Annotated in this window: 27 protein-coding genes; 15 read left to right on the forward strand and 12 right to left on the reverse strand. The window is 41.2% G+C overall.

Features of this window, described 5'->3' with window-relative positions:
• Nucleotides 1-147: 147 nt before the first annotated feature.
• From IRQ78_RS12325 to IRQ78_RS12335, 3 genes are all read right to left on the reverse strand, one after another.
• Complete coding sequence (locus IRQ78_RS12325) at nucleotides 148-507, reverse strand: antiterminator Q family protein (RefSeq protein ID WP_194442368.1); 360 nt, start codon at nucleotides 505-507, stop codon at nucleotides 148-150.
• A gap of 314 nt (nucleotides 508-821) precedes the next feature.
• Nucleotides 822-2180, reverse strand: a complete 1359-nt coding sequence (locus tag IRQ78_RS12330) for a virulence-associated E family protein (protein ID WP_194442369.1) — start codon at nucleotides 2178-2180, stop codon at nucleotides 822-824.
• Entirely contained in the window at nucleotides 2180-3229 is a 1050-nt protein-coding gene (locus IRQ78_RS12335; protein WP_194442370.1) for a PriCT-2 domain-containing protein, read from the reverse strand. The genes IRQ78_RS12330 and IRQ78_RS12335 overlap by 1 nt, the downstream gene beginning before the upstream one ends.
• An 81-nt stretch (nucleotides 3230-3310) precedes the next feature.
• On the opposite strand from IRQ78_RS12335, the gene IRQ78_RS12340 reads away from it, so the two are divergent.
• Complete coding sequence (locus IRQ78_RS12340) at nucleotides 3311-3751, forward strand: hypothetical protein (RefSeq protein ID WP_194442371.1); 441 nt, start codon at nucleotides 3311-3313, stop codon at nucleotides 3749-3751.
• Here IRQ78_RS12340 and IRQ78_RS12345 read toward each other — a convergent pair.
• Nucleotides 3711-3950 (reverse strand): hypothetical protein, encoded by a 240-nt coding sequence (locus IRQ78_RS12345; protein WP_194442372.1) that lies wholly within the window; start codon nucleotides 3948-3950, stop codon nucleotides 3711-3713. The genes IRQ78_RS12340 and IRQ78_RS12345 overlap by 41 nt on opposite strands.
• A gap of 108 nt (nucleotides 3951-4058) precedes the next feature.
• Complete coding sequence (locus tag IRQ78_RS12350; RefSeq protein WP_194442373.1) at nucleotides 4059-4280, reverse strand: YdaS family helix-turn-helix protein; 222 nt, start codon at nucleotides 4278-4280, stop codon at nucleotides 4059-4061.
• 127 nt (nucleotides 4281-4407) lie between these two features.
• Here IRQ78_RS12350 and IRQ78_RS12355 point away from each other — a divergent pair, with 127 nt between their 5' ends.
• The 14 genes from IRQ78_RS12355 to IRQ78_RS12425 all read left to right on the forward strand — a co-directional run bounded on the left by IRQ78_RS12355 (nucleotide 4408) and on the right by IRQ78_RS12425 (nucleotide 11690).
• Nucleotides 4408-5046, forward strand: a complete 639-nt coding sequence (locus IRQ78_RS12355) for a LexA family protein (RefSeq protein WP_194442374.1) — start codon at nucleotides 4408-4410, stop codon at nucleotides 5044-5046.
• Between the two features lie 35 nt (nucleotides 5047-5081).
• Nucleotides 5082-5825 carry a zinc ribbon domain-containing protein gene (locus IRQ78_RS12360; protein WP_194442375.1) on the forward strand — a complete coding sequence of 248 codons (744 nt, stop codon included), beginning with the start codon at nucleotides 5082-5084 and terminating at the stop codon, nucleotides 5823-5825.
• 152 nt (nucleotides 5826-5977) lie between these two features.
• Nucleotides 5978-6382 carry a helix-turn-helix transcriptional regulator gene (locus IRQ78_RS12365; protein ID WP_194442376.1) on the forward strand — a complete coding sequence of 135 codons (405 nt, stop codon included), beginning with the start codon at nucleotides 5978-5980 and terminating at the stop codon, nucleotides 6380-6382.
• Between the two features lie 17 nt (nucleotides 6383-6399).
• Nucleotides 6400-6564: a hypothetical protein gene (locus IRQ78_RS12370; protein WP_158679763.1), complete on the forward strand. Its 165-nt coding sequence runs from the start codon at nucleotides 6400-6402 to the stop codon at nucleotides 6562-6564.
• Between the two features lie 100 nt (nucleotides 6565-6664).
• Nucleotides 6665-6928, forward strand: a complete 264-nt coding sequence (locus IRQ78_RS12375; protein WP_105182034.1) for a hypothetical protein — start codon at nucleotides 6665-6667, stop codon at nucleotides 6926-6928.
• 108 nt (nucleotides 6929-7036) lie between these two features.
• Entirely contained in the window at nucleotides 7037-7801 is a 765-nt protein-coding gene (locus IRQ78_RS12380; protein ID WP_194442377.1) for a hypothetical protein, read from the forward strand.
• Nucleotides 7788-7958 (forward strand): hypothetical protein, encoded by a 171-nt coding sequence (locus IRQ78_RS12385; protein ID WP_194442378.1) that lies wholly within the window; start codon nucleotides 7788-7790, stop codon nucleotides 7956-7958. The genes IRQ78_RS12380 and IRQ78_RS12385 overlap by 14 nt, the downstream gene beginning before the upstream one ends.
• Nucleotides 7959-7969: 11 nt before the next feature.
• Nucleotides 7970-8557, forward strand: coding sequence for a 3'-5' exonuclease (locus IRQ78_RS12390; RefSeq protein WP_194442379.1), 588 nt, complete (start codon nucleotides 7970-7972; stop codon nucleotides 8555-8557).
• A gap of 101 nt (nucleotides 8558-8658) precedes the next feature.
• Nucleotides 8659-9030 (forward strand): hypothetical protein, encoded by a 372-nt coding sequence (locus tag IRQ78_RS12395; RefSeq protein ID WP_194442380.1) that lies wholly within the window; start codon nucleotides 8659-8661, stop codon nucleotides 9028-9030.
• Nucleotides 9030-9299: a hypothetical protein gene (locus IRQ78_RS12400; RefSeq protein ID WP_194442381.1), complete on the forward strand. Its 270-nt coding sequence runs from the start codon at nucleotides 9030-9032 to the stop codon at nucleotides 9297-9299. Before IRQ78_RS12395 ends, IRQ78_RS12400 begins: the two co-directional genes overlap by 1 nt.
• Nucleotides 9300-9308: 9 nt before the next feature.
• Nucleotides 9309-9473: a hypothetical protein gene (locus tag IRQ78_RS12405; RefSeq protein WP_194442382.1), complete on the forward strand. Its 165-nt coding sequence runs from the start codon at nucleotides 9309-9311 to the stop codon at nucleotides 9471-9473.
• Nucleotides 9460-9681, forward strand: coding sequence for a hypothetical protein (locus IRQ78_RS12410; protein ID WP_105182039.1), 222 nt, complete (start codon nucleotides 9460-9462; stop codon nucleotides 9679-9681). The genes IRQ78_RS12405 and IRQ78_RS12410 overlap by 14 nt, the downstream gene beginning before the upstream one ends.
• Before the next feature lies 1 nt (nucleotide 9682).
• Complete coding sequence (locus tag IRQ78_RS12415) at nucleotides 9683-10858, forward strand: tyrosine-type recombinase/integrase (protein WP_194442383.1); 1176 nt, start codon at nucleotides 9683-9685, stop codon at nucleotides 10856-10858.
• Nucleotides 10859-11168: 310 nt separating this feature from the next.
• Nucleotides 11169-11690, forward strand: coding sequence for a KilA-N domain-containing protein (locus IRQ78_RS12425; RefSeq protein ID WP_194442385.1), 522 nt, complete (start codon nucleotides 11169-11171; stop codon nucleotides 11688-11690).
• A 45-nt stretch (nucleotides 11691-11735) separates the two neighbouring features.
• Here the strand turns inward: IRQ78_RS12425 and IRQ78_RS12430 are convergent, their stop codons facing one another.
• From IRQ78_RS12430 to IRQ78_RS12460, 7 genes are all read right to left on the reverse strand, one after another.
• Nucleotides 11736-12230 (reverse strand): DUF4468 domain-containing protein, encoded by a 495-nt coding sequence (locus tag IRQ78_RS12430; protein ID WP_194442386.1) that lies wholly within the window; start codon nucleotides 12228-12230, stop codon nucleotides 11736-11738.
• 108 nt (nucleotides 12231-12338) lie between these two features.
• Nucleotides 12339-12746 carry a LexA family protein gene (locus tag IRQ78_RS12435; protein ID WP_194442387.1) on the reverse strand — a complete coding sequence of 136 codons (408 nt, stop codon included), beginning with the start codon at nucleotides 12744-12746 and terminating at the stop codon, nucleotides 12339-12341.
• A 365-nt stretch (nucleotides 12747-13111) separates the two neighbouring features.
• A complete protein-coding gene (locus IRQ78_RS12440; protein ID WP_194442388.1) occupies nucleotides 13112-14437 on the reverse strand; it encodes an ABC1 kinase family protein in 1326 nt (441 codons plus the stop codon).
• Between the two features lie 166 nt (nucleotides 14438-14603).
• A complete protein-coding gene (locus IRQ78_RS12445; protein WP_194442389.1) occupies nucleotides 14604-16148 on the reverse strand; it encodes an arylsulfatase in 1545 nt (514 codons plus the stop codon).
• Nucleotides 16149-16323: 175 nt separating this feature from the next.
• The gene (gene serS / locus IRQ78_RS12450) at nucleotides 16324-17628 is read right to left on the reverse strand and encodes a serine--tRNA ligase (protein WP_166340717.1); all 1305 of its coding nucleotides are present in this window, start codon (nucleotides 17626-17628) and stop codon (nucleotides 16324-16326) included.
• Nucleotides 17629-17637: 9 nt separating this feature from the next.
• Entirely contained in the window at nucleotides 17638-18024 is a 387-nt protein-coding gene (crcB, locus tag IRQ78_RS12455; protein ID WP_082389253.1) for a fluoride efflux transporter CrcB, read from the reverse strand.
• Nucleotides 18017-19354 carry a replication-associated recombination protein A gene (locus IRQ78_RS12460; RefSeq protein ID WP_194442390.1) on the reverse strand — a complete coding sequence of 446 codons (1338 nt, stop codon included), beginning with the start codon at nucleotides 19352-19354 and terminating at the stop codon, nucleotides 18017-18019. The genes crcB and IRQ78_RS12460 overlap by 8 nt, the downstream gene beginning before the upstream one ends.
• Nucleotide 19355: the final 1 nt, after the last annotated feature.

Consider the following 19355-nt stretch of genomic DNA (forward strand, 5'->3'; position numbering starts at 1 on the left):
CGGGTCAACAACAGGAACGTGAGCTAAAAAGCAGAAACAAAAAAGCCCAAGGCGTTAACCTCGGGCTTTATGTTGTAGCTTTGCTAAGCTTACCTGAATCAGTATAGTTTCTGTCTGGACAAAAGCAACAGTTTTTGAAAAAAAGATCTACGCCGCTTTAATAAGATCACTAGCAACCCAGCTCACAATCTCACCAACAATAGAAGACACCTTGTCTTTATTGATATCTGTTTCCTGAGCAATTATTCGGTAGCTCAACCCCAAGCTAAAGTACTGGCGAGCAATAAGCGGGTAAGTAGGATCTAAATGTCGCATTCTTGCAATACTGGCATCGAGTACTTGTGCATAGTCATCTTTTATCACTAAAGGGCAACCGTTAATATCTAGCTTCACTGAACGCGATGTAACGAGGTTCTGAGCCTTTAGCGTTGGTAAGTTCTTCTCTCTCGCCCAAAGGCCCCATTGTGCTAAATCGTTTTCAGCTTGTTCTCTTAGATCTAATTGCATCTTACATCCCCGCCGTATTGCTAATAACTTTAAAACTGTTTTGGTCACCCTGATTTTTACCGTGACCACCCACCGTGACCGCTACAACCCTTATAAATACTACTATGGTCATACTGGTCATAGTGGTCATAGTGTTTTTACATACATTAGGAAGTAACATTATTAAATAGAATATAGATATCAGATGCGTCCGCTCGCACGCGCGCGCGTATGTGTGCGTGAAAACACCGTGACCACCGTGACCACCATGACCAATCCAGTAAACACGCGGCTTACAGAGGTCACCCCCTGCGGTCATGGTCATAGTAAATAGGCTATCTAGCATCCCAAAAGCCCTCCGGCGGGTAATAAAAGGCAGGTCGTTTGCCATTTACGCGCTTTTTCTTTTTCTCAAAACCAAGGCGATGCATAATTTGGCCAACACGTTTTTGTTCAGGTGGACGCATAGCATGTGGGTCCATACTCAATGCTTCCCCCATAATGTCAGCGATTGAATAATCAACACGTCTGTTCTTTTGTAGCCAATCATAAATAAGCCCCTCCCATACATCGGAGTCGAACCTATCCTCTTGTTGCTCTTCAAATAGGTGTTTGTATTCATCAGTAGGCCACCAAGGTGTCCCCTCATTTAATAGGTGAACCGCCTCTGCCCATAACTGATCCCTATCTCGCTTTATGGCCTCTTGGCATATCTTTGTACACATCACAGGCCAATAGCGCCGGTTACCCGTTGAGTCTTTTAAATACCTATCTTGATTTGTGGTACCAATAAAAACACACTGTCGCGGGAACTCTTGAACCATGCGCCCATAACTGGGGCGATACCTATCAACCTGGGAACCAAAGAACTGTTTAGCTTTAGTGTTCTCAGCTTTATTAAACGCATCAAGCTCTGCAAGTTCAATTCCCCACATCCCCTGCATTTGTTGAAACGTATCTTTTTCACCCAAAGCCATCGGAGTATCAGTGAACCAATCACCAAATAGGTTGTGGCACATTGTCGATTTACCCAACCCCTGCAAGCCCTCTAAAATCAACACCGAGTCAACTTTTACAGGTGGCCGCATTACCCGAACTACAGCAGAAACCAAAAAGAATGTGCCAACCATAGCCGCATAATCTGAGTCTTCTACACCTAAGTAATCATGTAACCACATAGCCACCCGTGGCTTACCATCCCACTTTATTGACGTTAAATAATCCTGAACGGGATGAAAGGCATGCTCTTCGGAATGAACCAAAATAGCACCAAGTACATCACTGGGTTTAGGTGTAAAACCATAGCTTTCAGATAAGTAAATACGTAAGCGCTCAGTATCGGCATCAGTCCATTCACCAAGCTTTGCCATTTTAAACGGCGGTAACTTACGCTTAATGATCCGATAGCTAAAATTGCAATAACCTAAAACACCATCAAAAGCAGGATCATGTTCTAAAACCAACTTTGTATTACTGATATTCGCTTGCGGATTGCCAGCATTCGTTCTTTGGAAAAGCCGTTGCCACGGCTCATCCCCCAGTGAACGCTCCCGCGCGTCAGCGTTTTTCGGCGGAGGGTTATCACCATCATTAGCGCTAGGCTTATCAACAACAGCAGATAGCTGCTTTTTAACCTCAGCTAAACCTGCACTTACATGTAAGTCATTCCAATCTGTTAAAGAACGCGAGGCCATCAAGCAGCCTCCTTATTTAAAATACCAGAAAAATCTGGTGCAGCAACAAGGCCATTAACCGCAGCTGCTGCTTCATTCGCTTTAGTAATGCCAGGATTTCCCTTTGTATTAACGTCGTTATCTGCACAAAACAAAAAGGTCTTATCTTTTAGCTTTTCAGAAAATGCCAAAGCCACTGGTAACAAATTACCCGCATCAAGGGCCACCGCACACGGCCAACCAGTCGCCATATGAATGCTCGCGCCTGTTGCATACCCTTCACAAACAGCCAAAATATTACAGCTACTTGCTTTACCAATAAAATGAAACAGCCCTGATTTACGGCCATGCTTTAAAAATAACTTGGTACCAGTATTGTTGATTACTTGGATGTTCCAAATCTGCTTATTAATATCAATGAGGGGAATGGCCAAACTGCCACGCTTGATATGTAAAAACGAAAAATCTCTACCTTCATCTTCGCTAGGTAAAGTATCAAAGAAGGCTTTAATCTCTTTACCACCTTCAACTAACTCAGTAGTAAAGTTATCGCGAATAATCAAAATAAACGACTTCTTAAATCCCAGTACTCCATAGGCATTTACTTTTTTATCGCTTAAGTACTTATTTGATTTTATCGGTATAGTGAAGTTATCAATGATATATTTGGAAAAATCACTAATTACCCCATGCCAACGCTGGCGCGCTGCTCCTTCTTCTGCTTCTTTCGCTTCGCGCTCTTTTGCTCGTTTAGCGTAATCAGCGTTGAGTTTGGCTTGTTGTTCCACCGTCATAGGTTCTCGGCTAAATGTAAAGCCCTTATCTTTAGCCATGCCGATTACAGTACCAATCGTAACACCGCCGCCCGCTTTTACGCTGCGCCACATGCTTTTAACATCGCTTGGCTTATAACGCTCACCGCCAGCGCTCCACGAATCAAAAATATCAAAGCCTGCATCGGCAAACTCATTTTTAATGCCCATGGCAATTCTAACCCAGGTATCACGATCTAAATTTGGGTCAAGATACTGCAAAGCATCCCTTACATCATCTAACGTTGCCTGCTGCATAATTAAAATTCCTGTTAAAAAACGCTTCCCTAAATTAGTATGTTTAGTAACCACACCAACAAACTAAGATAAGGAAGCTAAATGTCGATATCACTAGACCCACAAAATAAATTTGTCTTAATTAGTTCACTTGTACTGCACCACACAGCCAAAGGCTTTCCCTTTGAAGTTGAATTAACCGATGAACAACTTAAGTCTTTTTTGTCAGAGCATGGAATCAACCGGCTTATAGAAAATCTAGAAGAAGTCTTTTTGCCAACGATTAATTGGCTTAAAGATGAAGGGTATATTCGCTTCGCAATAGATAGCCAAAACTCATACATTATTACTGAAAAAGGGTTAGAAGCAGCCCAGTTCAAAATAGAACAAGCGCCCGGCTGGTTTAACGAATTACTTGTAACCAAGCAAGGTGAAGAGTATTTCTTTGAAAACGATGAGCGCATATACGGTCGGACTAAATTGAAATGCACAGGCCCTGCCCTCAAACTTTTACCTGAGAACTGGCTACCGACTGACGAATAACGGCTAGTTTGTTTTCTAAATTAGCTTTTTCTTCAGCCACTTGCTCCAGGTGCTTTGATGTTTTATCAATTCGTTCTTGGAGCTTCATTTCTCTTTCTTTCAAAAGATCAAAGTCCTCTTGAGTTAAACCGAACTGCTTTGTTTCACCATCGATGTTAAAAGTCGCAACACCAATACATTCGCATTTTTCGTTTTCCATAAATCACCTGTATAAAAAAACATATATTCGTTTAGCTAAATTCCTTAATGCTGAATGGCTAATCTAAAAGCTCAACAACACAGGAACCAAACCATGAAAACAATCCAATCAAGCAGCTTGTTTTGTATCCTCTGGCGGATAAATGTCAGGTCTCAACTCATGACGAGAAACGCCCGTTACCCTCTCAATCAAAATAACTTTATTCGGGGCAATATTTCCCGTACGAAGCCAATTAGAAATATTTTGCTGAGAAGTATTAATTGCCTTAGCTAATTTTACTTGCCCACCAATGGTAGAAATGGCTTTTTGTAACCCGAGATGAATACTCATTTTAATACCTATTTTTGCATAACTCTCGAACAGGATACAACTTAAATTGTATTAATCAACAATTTATATTGTTTTTTATTGTACAAATTATTTTGTAAACTAAGTAAAACTAATAAAGTACTTTCTTATGAATACATTAGCTCAACGTTTAAACTATGTTTTAAAAGATAAAGGGGTCACCCAAGAGCAAGTTGCCTCTGCTGTAGGTTCCAGTCAGCAATCAATCCAAGCTATCTGTGCTGGAAAAACGCTAAAACCAAGAAATTTAGTGGCGATAGCTAGGTTTTTAAATGTTTCAGCTAACTGGCTTGAATCTGGACATGGTTATATGGAACTTTCCGAGGGTAATACACAAACACTTCCTCAGAACAAATCTGACGTACCCCTAATTAGTTGGGTACAAGCTGGCGCTTGGACAGAAATCAGTGAAGCATTTCAAATTTCTGAAGTTGATGAATTTTACCCATGCCCTGAAAAACATAGCAGTCATACTTTTGCTTTAAAAGTTCTCGGTGAATCAATGTCTCCTGACTTCATAAATGGCGAAATAATTTTCGTGGATCCTGAAGTTGAAGCAAGAAATGGTTCCTGCGTTGTTGTTAGACAAAACGGTAATTTAGAGGCTACATTTAAACAACTTATCATTGACGGAAGTCAAAAATACTTAAAGGCGCTTAATCCAAACTGGCCTTCGCCGATTATAGAAATGCTGCCTGATGCAACCATTTGTGGTGTTGTAATTGGTAGTTATAGAAAAAGAAATTAATTTAAAATAAATATAAAACATACATAGGGAATGATATGGCACTAATAAAATGTAAGGAATGTGGTCACCAAATAAGTAAAAAAGCAGCAAGTTGCCCTAATTGTGGTGCTGTGCTTAAGAAGAAAAGAGGTAATATTGGCTGTGGTGGTTTAGTTGTTGTATTAATCATATTGTTTTATTTCTATTCGACTATCCAAGACTCACGTGAAGAGTCAGCCAAGCAGCAAGTTCGTTCTTCCCAATTAGCCCAGTACAATCAAAATAAAGCTCAACTACTCGAGCAAATGAAACAGCTAATTGATCAAGGTGAATACCTAAAAGCAAAAAGATTAGCTGGCGCATATAACACCGTTACAGACCCCGAATTAGTCAAACTAAAAAATAAAGCTACTGAGCTCGAATTGGTAGAAAAAGTTGCGAAAATACCAACCGCTGAAACAAAAAAGAACTTTGAAATATATGAAAAGCTTATAAAGTTAGCGCCAGAAAATAAGACTTATAAAGACAAGTACTCGTTTTACAATGAAAAAATGGACCGGGTTCGCTCTATAGAAAAGCAATTTAGTCAATTTGATGGTTCACATACTTTGCTTGAAAAAATGATCAAGCGAAGTTTAAAGAACCCCGATAGTTATGAGCACGTTAAAACTGTTTACTGGGACAAGGGTAATTACATATTAGTAAAAACGACATATAGAGGGACTAATAGCTTTAACGCGGTAGTAACAGATTCAGTAGAGCAAGCTTTTACTATTGAGGGTGATGTATATAATAAATAATTAGATAACTTAACAACTCTCTCTTAAACCGCCTTCTGGCGGTTTTTTTATACCTATCCCACACACCAGAATACAATTAAAATTGTTTTTACGTTGACATTTACAATTTATATTGTAAATTTAAAAAACAAATTAAATTGTTATTTGAAGTTATGAACCCATTACGCACAGAAACTGGATACCAGCTTGACGATATGCACGTAAGTGCAAAGCCACATTCTCGCTTACCTGCACAGCAAGCACGTACGCTGCTGCTTGTAGCAAAAGGCCTAACACAAAAGTCTATTGCTGAATCATTGGGTGTAAAGCCCACCACAGTTCGCCAAGCCTGTAATGAGCTCAGCTTCAAATTTAACACCCATTCAATGCGCCAAACGGTACACCAAGCAATTAAGCAAGGTGTGTTGCGTTACACCATGTGCCTAGTGCTTGTGTTGTTAAGTGCAACTAACAGTGACGTTGAGCGCAGTTTTAGAACGATTCGAGTAACCCGAACTGTTCGCACCACCCGTTTACGCCGACTGCGTGAACTGCAAAACGACTTACTAGCAGCCTAAGGCCAAGGAGAGTGAATATGACCAAAGTATTTATATTCCCAACAGCACGAAATAACGCAGCAACAGCCCCGTTATTACACAAGCTAAAACAAGCTCAAAAGGTCAGCCCTTTTGAATTAGTGATCCCAAATTTAAAAGCAGCTAATAACCCGCCGCCAGAGCCACCGCCACAAGCGGCCTAAAGCAAAGTTTCACAGTTCGCTGGTACGCACTTGCCCAATCAAACCAGCCGAGTGGTTGCCGTAAGCAACTAAAACAACACAACAGGAAAAGGAAAAAGCTATGTTAAACGTATTCACATCACTGGTGATCAACCAGCTAAAACAACGCATTAACTTCATGAACCAACGCATGCATGGTGAAGAGCTACGCATTTACGAGTCAGGTACCAAATACTGCTTAATCATTTTATTTGATATCAACAACCAAGTAGTGCTTGGCTCAATTGCTTTAAACGCTAGCGCCCGCCGTGATTTATGCATGACGAAAGCCTTTTTAAGTCTGATTGAAAACACACGCATCCCAAAAGCAGTTTTGGCAGCATGAAACCCCTTAAGAAAGCCCTATCAGCAATGCTATTCATCACGCTATTAATCGCATTGCTGATTTTTGAACAGAACCTAGAAAGCTGGGTTTAACACCAGGATAAATACCATGAGTAATCACCCTTTATCAGTCGTAGATGCAATAGATAATTTAGTTGCGGCTTATAACCAAGAAGTTGCTGAGTTTGATCAAATGGTTGAAAACGAACAGCAGCTACAAATACAAAATGACAAGCTTACTGCTTTGGTAAAAGACTATGAGCAAGGTGCTGCAGTTGTACTTAAAAATGCAAAAAGTGCCGATCAACAGCTGGCGCAAGCACAAAGAGAACGCGATCAAGCATTAGCTAAAGTAAAAGATTTAACGATTACGCTAACAGCTTATAAAGAAATTGCCGGCACACTTAAAAAGCTTCGCGACAAAATTAAAAGCTACAAAGACAAGCTAGAAAGCCAGCGCTTAGCGACTGAGCAACAGAAGCGCCTTTATCAAAGCGAACGCAAAACAACGGCCCAGCTTAAAACCGAAATAAGCGAACTTAAAAACCGTTTAGCTGCCGCTGACATAGTGCAAATCTACCGTGGTGATACCGACATTGTACAAACCTACCCGTATCACATTGGTGGAATGGTCGAAGGCCACGATGCAAGGCAAACCCCACTACTCTACCTACACCAAAGTGGCCGTGGTGGTTTAATCATCCTCAACAAAGATGATGAAGCCGAATTAGTCGAAGCCCCTAAAGGCGGCTTGCGCCCTAAAAAAGACACCTTAAAGCTCTGTGGTAATTGGTTACGCCGTGTTAAAGCAAATAACTGGGAGCTAACAGCTACAGACCTACTTACTTTAAGCAATGAAGATGAACAGCTTTGAGCAAGCCACGCTTGAAACCTTGGTCAGCTTTAAAGCCAAAGACCAAAAAGAGATCAGCCGCTTACTAACTAGCAAAAAGCTTCAAAAAGAAGCCTGCCAACTGGTTAAAAAGTGGAACGATAAACGTCAACAACTGGGCTTAGTCCCTTGGACATAACAGGAAACACCATGAATACAGAACTCAACGATGTCATGCTCGACCTAGAGACTATTGGCCAACAATCTAATGCGGTGATCGTATCAATAGGCGCCGTATTCTTTAACCCACTTACAGGCAATATTGGTGCAGAATTTTACCAAGTCATCGACATAGAAGATGCCATGAAATACGGCAAGGTAGATGGCTCAACACTTAAATGGTGGATGAAGCAAAACGATGATGCCCGTTCGATTTTTAACACCAATGACACCATGCCGCTTAAAGATGCCCTGCTCGAATTCAACGAATGGATGTACCAAATCGAAGGGTTTATAAATCGTGTTGTTTGGGGTAATGGCGCCACATTCGACAACACCATTTTAACCAACGCCTATAAAGCCACCAATATGACTAAACCATGGCATTTTAGCAATGACCGTGATGTTCGCACCATGGTTGATGTTGGCCGTCGAGTACTCGGTATTGACCCTAAAAAATCAAATGCATTTAAAGGTAACCCACACAACGCATTAGATGATGCAAAACACCAGGCTAAATACATTAGCGATATCTACAAACAGATATCACATTGCCATTCAATCTATTTGAAACAGTAAGCGATGCACAAATTTAAACGCAACTGTGTAGCCCAACAAAGGGCCCGCATACGTCAATATTATCAACGTAAGAACCAGGCTGAAAAACGAAAGGAGGCATCATGGCCAAAAGCAAAATACAAATAACAGCAGGCGATGTATTTAACAATTGGACAGTGCTATCTGAGGAAGCATGTGGCCAATATTTTTTATGTCGCTGTGTTTGTGGCACTGAGCGTTCAGTTAAAAAAGGTAACTTAGGCAGAGTACTTGGTTGTGGCTGTGTTCGTAAGCCTTATAAAAAACGAAGCGCTACACCTAAAACCAAAAACAAACCAATCACGGTGAGTATCGCAAAGCAAACTTCACCTAAGAAAGACGCTCCGCGAGCAGCTCCTTATAGCGAACGTCAAAAATCAGCTCGAGAAAAGTTAGAAGAACGTTTAGACCACTACCGACTTGAGCGGGAACTCAGTGAGCTTTGGGCTGCATAATGGGTAATTTAATCACCATGCCAAAGGCCTGTATTAGCTGTCAGGCCTATAAGCACATTGGTAAGGCAGATGATAAACACTGCCCTCACATAGATAGGTGCGGCCAACAGCAAACTAAAACTCGATATGGCCAATGCCAAGTACACAAAACCCAAGTGTTCATCACAGAGCTTTGTAACCAATATCAGCAAGAGCCATTTATAGAAGTGGTTGATGCTGATAATAGGCCTGAGGCTAAACAGCCAAGGCAAGAACGACTCTTATTTTGAGGTAAAACTATGGCTAAGAAAGTAATCACTATTTTAGAAGAGGCCGATGGCGTCGTTATTGAAATTCGCACCAATGGCCGCCGCGTTAAATATGAGTGTGAAGACCTAGACGAAGCACTTGAAATTCTTCCCCACTTAGATGAACTGCAAGAGGTGCCAAATGAAGAAGCCTAAATTAATGAAAGCCCGTTGCTGGGCTAAAATGTATTTCCATGAAGATTCATTACCTAGCTATAACTCTCTGCGAGATTGGGTAGCAACTGGATATGTTCAAGGAGAGTTAGTAGGCCCTGGTCAACAAGTGTATATTTATGATGATCAACAACCCGGCACTAACGCTAAAGCAAAAGAAATAGCATTAAAACTAGCAGCGAATAGCTAAAATGGCACCAAGAAAACGTCTAAACAAAAACCGTGACCTGCCGCCGTTTTTATATTTTGTTAAAAACGCCGGCTATCAACTTAAACTTGTTAACGGTAAACGTAAAATCGTCAGTCAAAATAGAACTGAAGCTATCATTATAGCCAATGAGTACAACCGTATTAAACGTAGCAACTCTAAGCTAGATGAACTGCTTACAGGCAGTGAATCTCAAGGTGGTTTGAACCTAATAGTTGACTCTATTATTGAGCGAATGACTGCCGACAAATCCCCAGGTAATAATTTGCTATCTACCTGGACTAATGATGCCGAACGTATGAAAAGTTATTTCACGATGCCAGGCGAAGATATCACGCTTAGTGATGTAACCGAATACATGGAGCACTTTCACAAAGGTGCAAGTAACAACGTGTATAACCGAAAACTCAGCTTTTTAGAACTGGTTTTCGATTATGCAAAAGACAGCGGCCACATGACAACCAACCCCGCCGCTCTTAAAATCAAAAAACCCAGTGAGCGTAAAAAACGTAAAGCGTTAGATGTTGATGCATTCGAAAAAATACGTGCAGCTGCCCCACTATGGTTGAGAACAGCAATGGATTTAACCATGCAAACTACACATGCCGTGTTAGAAATATCACGTATTGAGTATAAATTAAGAAAAGCAGAGCCTGGGCGCTGTGGTTGTATTTGGTATAAACAACCACAACAAGACCAATTTGGTACCATATATGGTGAGTTAGCAATTCACCGCCAGAAAACACATAAAAGCGAAGCTTCACATGTGATCATCCCAATCAACGAAACCATTAAAACAATTATCGACAACAGCCGCGATAGAATTGTTTCACCTTATGTTGTACACAGGCTACCAAAGAAAAACTCAAACCCTACTAGCGCTTTAGTAAATCACGTAACTCAAATAGTTAGCAAAAACATAAGCACAGAGTTTTCAAAAGTAAGAGACAAGCTAGGTGTATACAACCACCTAAAGCCTGAAGAGCGCCCCACTTACCACGAAATACGTGGTTTATCTGCAAGGCTAATAAAAGCCCAAGGCTGGGACCCACAAACTCGTATGGGCCACTCAGACAGTAAATCAACCAAAGTCTATACCGAATTTGGTAAACAAGTTGAATGGGTTCAAGTGCCTAATTTGACGGTGAATCTTAACTAAATCATCAATGCACATAGAAGCCATGATATTGACAAAAAACAACAGCCAGCCCATACTGAGCACGTACCAGCAAAATCTGGTATCGGGTTTGGCGACCTGAAATATTCAGCAGAGACACAACACGCCTCTGACCTTTGCGTGTTTTTTTGTGTCAGTGCATTCGTGTACCTACATTATGGTGGCACGGGTGGGGAGACCTTCGGGTCTGCCGGTATCTGTTGAAGCCGGTTCGCCAACCCTGCTCGTGTCACCACCACCTGTTTGGCGACTTTGGTGGTGATGTTAAATCACTATTCAACAGGAGTCAGCAATGACTAACTTAACAATTCTATCGAAACCGGTTCGTAATTTTGACGGTAAATATCTCTTAAACGATTTGCATAAAGCTGCAGGTAATAACCTTAAGCACCGCCCTCAATATTTTTTAGCCGGTCAACAAATCCAAGAATTAATTAACGAGTTAGAAAAAGACGGAATTCCGGCTATTAGTAAAAAGCAGCGTATTGGCACATATGCATGCAAAGAACTGGTTTACGCCTACGCCATGTGGATAAGCCCACAATTTCACTTAAAAGTTATCCGCGCATTTGACGCCCAGCAACAAATGGCCATTAGCAAAGCGCCCGACCCACTCGACTACCAACGAATTCTACTCACCATAGAAAACGGCCAAACAACCCGAACCCAAGCACTCGCACTTGATGATATGGTGACATCATTCGATAAACTACCCAACGTCATCCGTGAGAGCATGGCAATACAGCCCTATCAGCTGCTCGAAATTGCCAAAGCCGCCAACGAAAAACTTAGCCGGCTAATCCATAAATACTAAGGCACAAAAAACCCGCTAATTAAGCGGGTTTTTCTTTAACTTTAGCTACCAGCTAGATTTTGTATTATGTCTTTCACTAGTTACATAGCTTTCAATATCACTAACAATCTCTTTGACTTTTTGCTCAGCTGCTGCACTTCTCTCATCGGTTACATACGAAACCGTATAGCTACTTTTATGGTCTGTATTTGTATGCTCTACTATTTTAGTAATAGCGCGGAATTTACCGTCTTTAGTATCGATACGAACGTTATATTTAAAGCTATATCGAATTACTCCCATAAAGTCAGTGCCGTTTTCAGCGATACCATTACCAATAATAGTGCCTGTTTTCGGATCTTCGTAATCAACAACAGACTCACCAGAAACAAAATACTGTGAAAACCATTGACGAGTTTTATTGTAAATTTCTTCTTGGCTTTGATTTGGAATGTTTACAACGTCTGTAACTTCTACAGGTTTATATTGAGTAGATTGACAACCTGCAACACCTGATAGTACGCCGACGAATAATGCAGTTTTTAGAATTGATGTTTTCATATTTTCCCTTTGTTATTTTAAGACTTCCGCGAGTGATTATGCAGTAAGTTAAACCACATTAAAATGATAAACATCAACAAACTTTAGTATTACTAAGTTTTGAGGACCTTACCTACTAGCAAACTCCAAACAAGGCTTATGAAGTCTGATACTTCTTGTAACAACCCCTTCTAAACAAAAATCATCCTCCGGTGAAACATACACTGGTTTAAATTCATCAGAGGCTGATAACAGCAACCGGTTATCTTTATCTATGATCTTACATACAAAGCACCCATTGTAGCTTGCAACAACAATATCACCGGTACTAACATCCACCGCCCTATCAACTAAAAGTAAGTCACCATCATATATTCCTACTCCCTGCATAGACTGGCCGGAAGCCATACCGATAAAGGTAGCATCAGGATGCTTAATTAAGAGCTGATCGAGCGATAAACCGAGCTCTTTGTATTGAGCCGCAGGAGATTCAAAGCCTGTAATACCAGCTTCGATATAAATTGGGATAACGAACATAAGTAACAAAACCAAAGTACTGTACACACATACAGTATAGTGAAAAATTTGATTGTCTGAAAGTGAATTTTGAAGTCGCTTGAACTTAGGCTTGCACAATTAGATTTTCTAATATGTTGTTTAGGAAAGGCTTTATAAAAAAGCTGAGAATTGCATTTGTAATAAGCGCTCTAACCGCTTGATTTTACAAAAGTATAAAAATGAGAAAAAATGCACTTTTTACTGTGTAAAAAAACAGTGGTAAATTTGTAATGTTACATAATTTCAATAGGTTAACTTAATTTTGAAGAAAATCATGGGGTGTCAGGGGTCGCAGGTTCAAATCCTGCTTTGCCGACCATTTTTTCTCTACCCCAAACTCTGTTCTATTCTTTATCCCTCTGTACTTCAAACTCCTTAAAAATACTGTTCACATTCACTTTTGCTCCTAGCTTTGCAGCGATTAAAAAGAGGCCTGCTAGTTTTCTGTGAACGAACAAGGCATCTACGGGTGGTGCGTGCCAGTGCTCTGAGGCGGTGCTCATTTTTAGGCCGAGCTCTTTAATTCGTTTTGGTAAGTCGCTATTTGCAAAATCATACTCACCTTGTTGACGCAGTGGCTCACAGGCGAGTAGAAATATATCAACGACATTATCTATATATTCTTGAGCAAGCCCTTGTTGAAAATAGCCAATTTGCTGCGCTGCTGTTGCAACGCCTGCTCTGTCGTTACTAATCGCTCCAGATAATAACTGTAAGTAACCAGCACTAATATGCTGAGGTAGTTCTCGGGTAGCGCCAAAGTCTAAAAGCACTAAGCGTTGATTGTCGATTTGATATTGATAATTAGCAAAGTTTGGATCTGTTTGAACTAGTTTAAAGCTAAATAATTCGCGTAAGAATAAACTGAGTAACTGTTCAACCGCTTTATTACGAAGCGCTTGCTCAGTGCTTGCCAGCTCATCTAGCTCTTGCCCTTCAACAAAGCTCATGACTAAAACTTGAGAAGAACTAAGCGAATCTACCACAGTTGGAATAAGGTAATTGTCGTCATCCTTTAAACACTCGCTGTAGCGTTTTAAAAAACTCGCTTCTAATTCGTAGTCAGCTTCGTTTATAAGCTGTTGTTTTGCTTCATCGATAAGAGGCTGTATTTCTACCTCTTTGGGTAATAAGCCACTGAGCTTCAGAAGGTAAGCTAAGTTATCAACATCACTGGCAATGCCTTTTGCAATACCTGGGTATTGCACTTTAACTGCTAACTTTTCGCCCGATTCTCGATAAGCAATATGCACTTGCCCTATTGATGCCGCAGCAAATGGTCTGAGTTCAAAATGCGATAATTGCTCTAGCCACGCATCCCCCCAATGCTCACGCATTACTTTAACTAGCTGCTTTTGTGGCATGGGCGTCGCTTCTGAACGCAGCCTTGCTAAAATTGCAGATAGCTCAGGAGTGAGTAATTCACCGCTATCCATAGATAACAGCTGCCCCAATTTCATTGCAGCACCGCGAAGATTTGCAAGCTGCTCTGCAAAGCGCTGAATATTCTTAGGCTGTAACAATAACTCTTGTCGTGATGTTTGCTTGCCCGTCGCCCATGCTTTTGTGCCTTCAAACAACATATTACCTGCGACTTTACCAGCTAAAGAGCCAAGCCGAGCAGCGCGTGAAAATCGTGATATTGGCACAGATTTTTGTTTATTACTCATATTGCTTCACACTATTAAATTTATGCTTTGAATACGTTAATTGTTCAGGTTTAGATCCACTTTGGCTTTTACTATCTACAGTCTTTTCGCCAAAAGTAAAAAGCCGCATGGCTTCCCGATGCGGCTATTTATTTAAAAACAACTTAATAAATCGTTTTATTAAGTGTTACTGCTTACCAGACATCAACTGTTCCATTAACTGACTAAAGTCGAAGCTAGCCGCTTTTTGTAGTGGTGGATATTTTGATAATGACTGAATATGCTCACCAAGTAAGTGTTGTACGGGCTCATTTAGCCATTGTTTAGCTTGCACTATGTCTGAACGGTCAGTTAAACCATCAAAGCTTTCAAACGGATCCATGCGTAAGTTATAGATAATCGGGAACTTTTGCTTTTCGTACTGAGCGTAATAGTTTTCGCTTGTTTCGAAATGAAGTTTCCACTGTTTGTAACGTACAGCTTTGATGCTTGATTCGTAATAATACAGAAAACTATCACGCGCACTTTCGTCTGTTTTACCTAACCAATAATCTAAGTTGTTTACACCATCAATCGGTTGCTTGTGTTCTTTAAGCGCTTTTTTCACGATATTTGGTTCACCCGCTGCTGCTGCAAGGGTTGTATAAATATCCATGTGCGATTGAATACCGTTTAATACTGTATTTGCAGGTACTTTACCTGGCCAGCGAACAATCATAGGCACACGTACACCACCTTCATAGGTCGTCATTTTCTCACCACGGAAAGGCGTTGTACCACCATGTAATCGAGCACTGTGCTCCGGGCCATTATCTGTAGAATAAACAACAATAGTGTTATCAAGCACACCCATATCATCTAGTGCAGCCATTAACTCGCCCACTTGTTGATCATGTTCAATCAGACCACTGCCGTATAAATCATGCTCTGTGGTGTATTCTTCTGCTAAATAACGGCTCTCATCACTTAAACGCGTGTACATATGCATTCGGCTTGGGTTAAACCAAACAAAGAAAGGTTTATCTGCTTTTTTCGCTCGTTTAATAAAGTCTATGCTTGCGTCCATAAACTCTTTATCAACGGTTTTCATACGCTCACGAGAAAGCTGGCCAGTATCTTTAATTTTTTGTTTACCCACTTTGCCAAAACGTGGATCAACTGTTTTGTCATCTACATTTGTGGCGTAAGTATGTAAAACACCTCGCGTACCATATTTTTTGAAGAATTCAGGATCTTTCGGGTAATCACGTTGCTCAAACTCTTCTTGAGTATTTAAGTGATATAAATTCCCGAAAAACTCATCAAAGCCATGCACGGTTGGTAAGTGCTCGTTGCGATCACCTAAGTGGTTTTTACCAAATTGCCCTGTTGCATAACCCTGCTCTTTTAATACCTCGGCAAGGGTATAAGAACCCGCTTTTAAACCAAGCTCAGCGCCAGGTCGTCCCACTGTAGTCATGCCACTACGAATTGGATATTGACCTGTAATAAGTGCAGCGCGCCCTGCAGTACACGATGGTTGCGCGTAATGATCGGTAAACATTGCCCCTTCGTGGGCGAGTTTATCGATGTTTGGCGTTTTATAACCCATGGTACCAAGTCCATAAGCACTTACATTTTGCCAGCCAACATCATCGGGGAATATAATTAGAATATTGGGTTTGTCTTTAGCAAAAGCGACAGAGCTTGCTAAATATAAAGCAGCGGATGCTACGGCGAGTAGTCTTTTCATAACAGCAGTCCTTCGTGTATTTTAATAAAATACTATGTAGTTTAGTTTTTAAACTTGTAGTACTTTTTTTAGTCTACTAAAAATACTGTGTACCGCAATTATTATTAATGCTAGGCATAAAAAAACCGTATTTTCTGATCAAAATACGGTTTTTAAAACGTTATGAACTTAAACGTTATTTAATAACTTCTAAGCCACCCATGTAAGGGCGCAATACTTCTGGTACAACAATCGAGCCGTCTGCTTGTTGATAGTTCTCTAAGATTGCTACCAGTGTACGACCAACTGCTAAACCTGAACCATTTAGTGTATGAAGTAGCTCTGGCTTTTTCTCACCTTGACGACGGAAACGCGCTTGCATACGACGCGCTTGGAAATCAACCATGTTTGAACATGATGAGATTTCACGATAGGTGTTTTGTGCAGGTAACCATACTTCTAAATCATAAGTTTTTGCTGCACCAAAGCCCATATCACCCGTACATAAAATCACTTTACGGTATGGAAGTTCTAATGCTTGTAAGATTTGCTCAGCGTGACCTGTTAGCTCTTCTAGCGCTTGCATTGAATCTTCTGGTTTTACTAGTTGTACTAATTCAACTTTGTCGAATTGGTGCTGACGAATAAGACCACGTGTATCACGGCCATAGCTACCTGCTTCGCTACGGAAACAAGGCGTATGCGCTGTTAAACGAATTGGTAAGTCGCTTTCGTCGTAAATTTCGTCACGAGCACTGTTCGTAAGCGGTACTTCAGCTGTAGGAATTAAGCTAAAACCTGGTTGTTGCTGACCGTCGTCATCCACTAAACCTAATGTGTGGAATAAGTCACCAGCAAACTTAGGTAATTGGCTAGTGCCGTATAAGCTTGCGCTATTAACTAGGTAAGGCACATACATTTCTGTGTAGCCGTTTTTGTCTGTGTGCGTATCAAGCATGAACTGCGTAAGAGCACGGTGCATACGTGCAACTTGACCACGCATAACAGTGAAACGCGCGCCACTGATTTTAACGCCCATTTCAAAGTCTAGGCCGTTTACGTCTTGACCAACATCAACGTGATCTTTTACTTCAAAGTCGTATGACTTAGGCGTACCCCAGGTTGAAATTTCAACGTTTTGATCTTCGTCTTCACCTACAGGAACAGACTCATCAGGTAAGTTTGGAATAGCAAGTGCAATTTGCTTAAGCTCTTCAAGTACTGCGTCTTGCTCTGCTTTTACGCTGTCTAATTGATCGCCAAGGTTACTGACTGAATCAAGCAGTTGTTGTGCTTTTTCGTGCTCGCCTTTCGCTTTTGCTTGGCCGATAGCTTTGGAACTTGCATTACGCTCGCTTTGAAGTTCTTGCGTTTTTACTTGTAATGTTTTGCGTTTTTCTTCAAGTGCAGTTACCGCTGCAGTATCAAGTTCGTAACCGCGTGATGCTAAACGTGCAGCCGCTTGTTCGATATCTTGACGTAAATATTTAGAATCTAACATGTTCGATTTTTAACCTTTTTGCATTACCAGCTGAAGGCCCAGCCAAGCCATAAATATACACACCACCACGTTTAAGGTGATATTGAGGGCCATTTTAAAAAAGTGACCTTGTTGCAAGAGCAACAACGAATCCATTGAGAATGTTGAAAAGGTGGTCAATGCACCTAAAAAGCCAATACCAATTAAGGTTTTAGCGGGGCTAACAGCGATTATTTCTTTTTCAATCAAGCCGTATAAAATGCCCATTAACAATGAACCAAGAATATTAACTGTCAACGTGCCAAAAGGGAATCCCCTACCGAGCAGTTTTAGCATGGTTTCGCTAAGAAAATAGCGTAAACATGCCCCTGAAGCGCCACCCATTGCAATCATCATGTAAAGTTTCAAACTATTCATAACGTTTAATATCACTTTGCTCGTTGCGCTGGGTTAAATATTCCAGCTTTTGTTTTATTTTTTGTTCAAGCCCGCGGTCGGTTGGGAAGTAATACTGGCGATCATTAATTGCCTCAGGGAAATACTTTTCGCCTGCTGCAAACGCACCTTCCTCATTGTGTGCATACCGATATTCAGCGCCATAACCTAAGTCTTTCATTAAGCTGGTTGGTGCATTACGTAGATGCTCTGGCACCGGATGGCTCGGCTCATTTTTAGCATCTTGCATTGCTTGATTAAACGCCATATACACAGCGTTACTTTTCGGGGCACTGGCTAAATAAATGGTGGCTTGTGCAATAGCGCGCTCACCTTCACTTGGGCCAACACGTTGAAAAATATCCCACGCATTGAGTGCCACTTCCATTGCTCGCGGGTCGGCATTGCCAATATCTTCTGTAGCAATCGCTAATAATCGCCTTGCCACATAAAGCGGGTCGCCACCACCGGCTAAAATACGGCAATACCAATATAAAGCACCATCAGGTGAACTACCTCGCACTGACTTATGAAACGCTGAAATCAAGTCATAAAACTCATCACCGCCTTTGTCATACTTGGCTAAGTGAGTTGGTAGAACTTGACTTAGAACATGTTGATCAACAAGGTATTTACCCTGCTGCTCCGAGGTTAAATCAACAGCTTGTTCTAACAGGTTAAGCACTTTACGCGCATCGCCATCACTTGCTTGGCAAAGCGCTTGTTTAGCGTTTTCGGCAATTTCAATGTGTTTTTGGCTAAGCTCTACGTCTTCACGTAAAGCGCGTTCAATGACGTTAAATAAGTCGGCTTGTTCAAGCGCTTTTAAAACGTACACACGAGCACGAGACAGAATCGCGTTATTAAGTGCAAATGATGGGTTTTCGGTGGTCGCGCCAACAAAAATAAAAGTACCATCTTCGATATGTGGTAAAAATGCATCTTGCTGAGATTTATTAAAGCGATGCACTTCGTCAACAAACAATAAGGTGCGCTGCCCTCGCCCGGCAAGGTTTGCTTTTGCTTCGCTTACGGCCTCACGAATGTCTTTTACACCTGCTGTGACTGCCGACATTTGAATAAGGCTGGCATCGGCATGATTTGCAATAATCTGCGCTAAGGTGGTTTTACCAACGCCTGGCGGCCCCCACAAAATGAGGCTGTGGCATCGACCTGCAAGAATCGCTTGGTAAAGAGGTTTATCGGGGCTTAAAAGGTGCTGCTGACCTATGTAGTCATTGAGTGTTTCGGGTCGCATGCGCGCCGCAAGTGGGCGCACATCAGGACCAAAATTAAATCCGAGATTACTCAAG

This window comes from Pseudoalteromonas simplex (assembly GCF_015278155.1).
GTDB lineage: Bacteria > Pseudomonadota > Gammaproteobacteria > Enterobacterales > Alteromonadaceae > Pseudoalteromonas > Pseudoalteromonas simplex.

Bases quoted from the DNA above. Each gene is read 5' to 3' on its own strand.
- IRQ78_RS12445 (WP_194442389.1), bottom strand. From the start codon at position 16,148: ATGAAAAGACTACTCGCCGTAGCATCCGCTGCTTTATATTTAGCAAGC.
- crcB (WP_082389253.1), bottom strand. From the start codon at position 18,024: ATGAATAGTTTGAAACTTTACATGATGATTGCAATGGGTGGCGCTTCA.
- IRQ78_RS12385 (WP_194442378.1), top strand. From the start codon at position 7,788: ATGAACAGCTTTGAGCAAGCCACGCTTGAAACCTTGGTCAGCTTTAAA.
- IRQ78_RS12400 (WP_194442381.1), top strand. From the start codon at position 9,030: ATGGGTAATTTAATCACCATGCCAAAGGCCTGTATTAGCTGTCAGGCC.
- IRQ78_RS12330 (WP_194442369.1), bottom strand. From the start codon at position 2,180: ATGGCCTCGCGTTCTTTAACAGATTGGAATGACTTACATGTAAGTGCA.
- IRQ78_RS12395 (WP_194442380.1), top strand. From the start codon at position 8,659: ATGGCCAAAAGCAAAATACAAATAACAGCAGGCGATGTATTTAACAAT.
- IRQ78_RS12370 (WP_158679763.1), top strand. From the start codon at position 6,400: ATGACCAAAGTATTTATATTCCCAACAGCACGAAATAACGCAGCAACA.
- IRQ78_RS12410 (WP_105182039.1), top strand. From the start codon at position 9,460: ATGAAGAAGCCTAAATTAATGAAAGCCCGTTGCTGGGCTAAAATGTAT.
- IRQ78_RS12325 (WP_194442368.1), bottom strand. From the start codon at position 507: ATGCAATTAGATCTAAGAGAACAAGCTGAAAACGATTTAGCACAATGG.
- IRQ78_RS12375 (WP_105182034.1), top strand. From the start codon at position 6,665: ATGTTAAACGTATTCACATCACTGGTGATCAACCAGCTAAAACAACGC.
- IRQ78_RS12430 (WP_194442386.1), bottom strand. From the start codon at position 12,230: ATGAAAACATCAATTCTAAAAACTGCATTATTCGTCGGCGTACTATCA.
- IRQ78_RS12365 (WP_194442376.1), top strand. From the start codon at position 5,978: ATGAACCCATTACGCACAGAAACTGGATACCAGCTTGACGATATGCAC.
- serS (WP_166340717.1), bottom strand. From the start codon at position 17,628: ATGTTAGATTCTAAATATTTACGTCAAGATATCGAACAAGCGGCTGCA.
- IRQ78_RS12390 (WP_194442379.1), top strand. From the start codon at position 7,970: ATGAATACAGAACTCAACGATGTCATGCTCGACCTAGAGACTATTGGC.
- IRQ78_RS12435 (WP_194442387.1), bottom strand. From the start codon at position 12,746: ATGTTCGTTATCCCAATTTATATCGAAGCTGGTATTACAGGCTTTGAA.
- IRQ78_RS12405 (WP_194442382.1), top strand. From the start codon at position 9,309: ATGGCTAAGAAAGTAATCACTATTTTAGAAGAGGCCGATGGCGTCGTT.
- IRQ78_RS12350 (WP_194442373.1), bottom strand. From the start codon at position 4,280: ATGAGTATTCATCTCGGGTTACAAAAAGCCATTTCTACCATTGGTGGG.
- IRQ78_RS12425 (WP_194442385.1), top strand. From the start codon at position 11,169: ATGACTAACTTAACAATTCTATCGAAACCGGTTCGTAATTTTGACGGT.
- IRQ78_RS12360 (WP_194442375.1), top strand. From the start codon at position 5,082: ATGGCACTAATAAAATGTAAGGAATGTGGTCACCAAATAAGTAAAAAA.
- IRQ78_RS12415 (WP_194442383.1), top strand. From the start codon at position 9,683: ATGGCACCAAGAAAACGTCTAAACAAAAACCGTGACCTGCCGCCGTTT.
- IRQ78_RS12335 (WP_194442370.1), bottom strand. From the start codon at position 3,229: ATGCAGCAGGCAACGTTAGATGATGTAAGGGATGCTTTGCAGTATCTT.
- IRQ78_RS12355 (WP_194442374.1), top strand. From the start codon at position 4,408: ATGAATACATTAGCTCAACGTTTAAACTATGTTTTAAAAGATAAAGGG.
- IRQ78_RS12340 (WP_194442371.1), top strand. From the start codon at position 3,311: ATGTCGATATCACTAGACCCACAAAATAAATTTGTCTTAATTAGTTCA.
- IRQ78_RS12440 (WP_194442388.1), bottom strand. From the start codon at position 14,437: ATGAGTAATAAACAAAAATCTGTGCCAATATCACGATTTTCACGCGCT.
- IRQ78_RS12345 (WP_194442372.1), bottom strand. From the start codon at position 3,950: ATGGAAAACGAAAAATGCGAATGTATTGGTGTTGCGACTTTTAACATC.
- IRQ78_RS12380 (WP_194442377.1), top strand. From the start codon at position 7,037: ATGAGTAATCACCCTTTATCAGTCGTAGATGCAATAGATAATTTAGTT.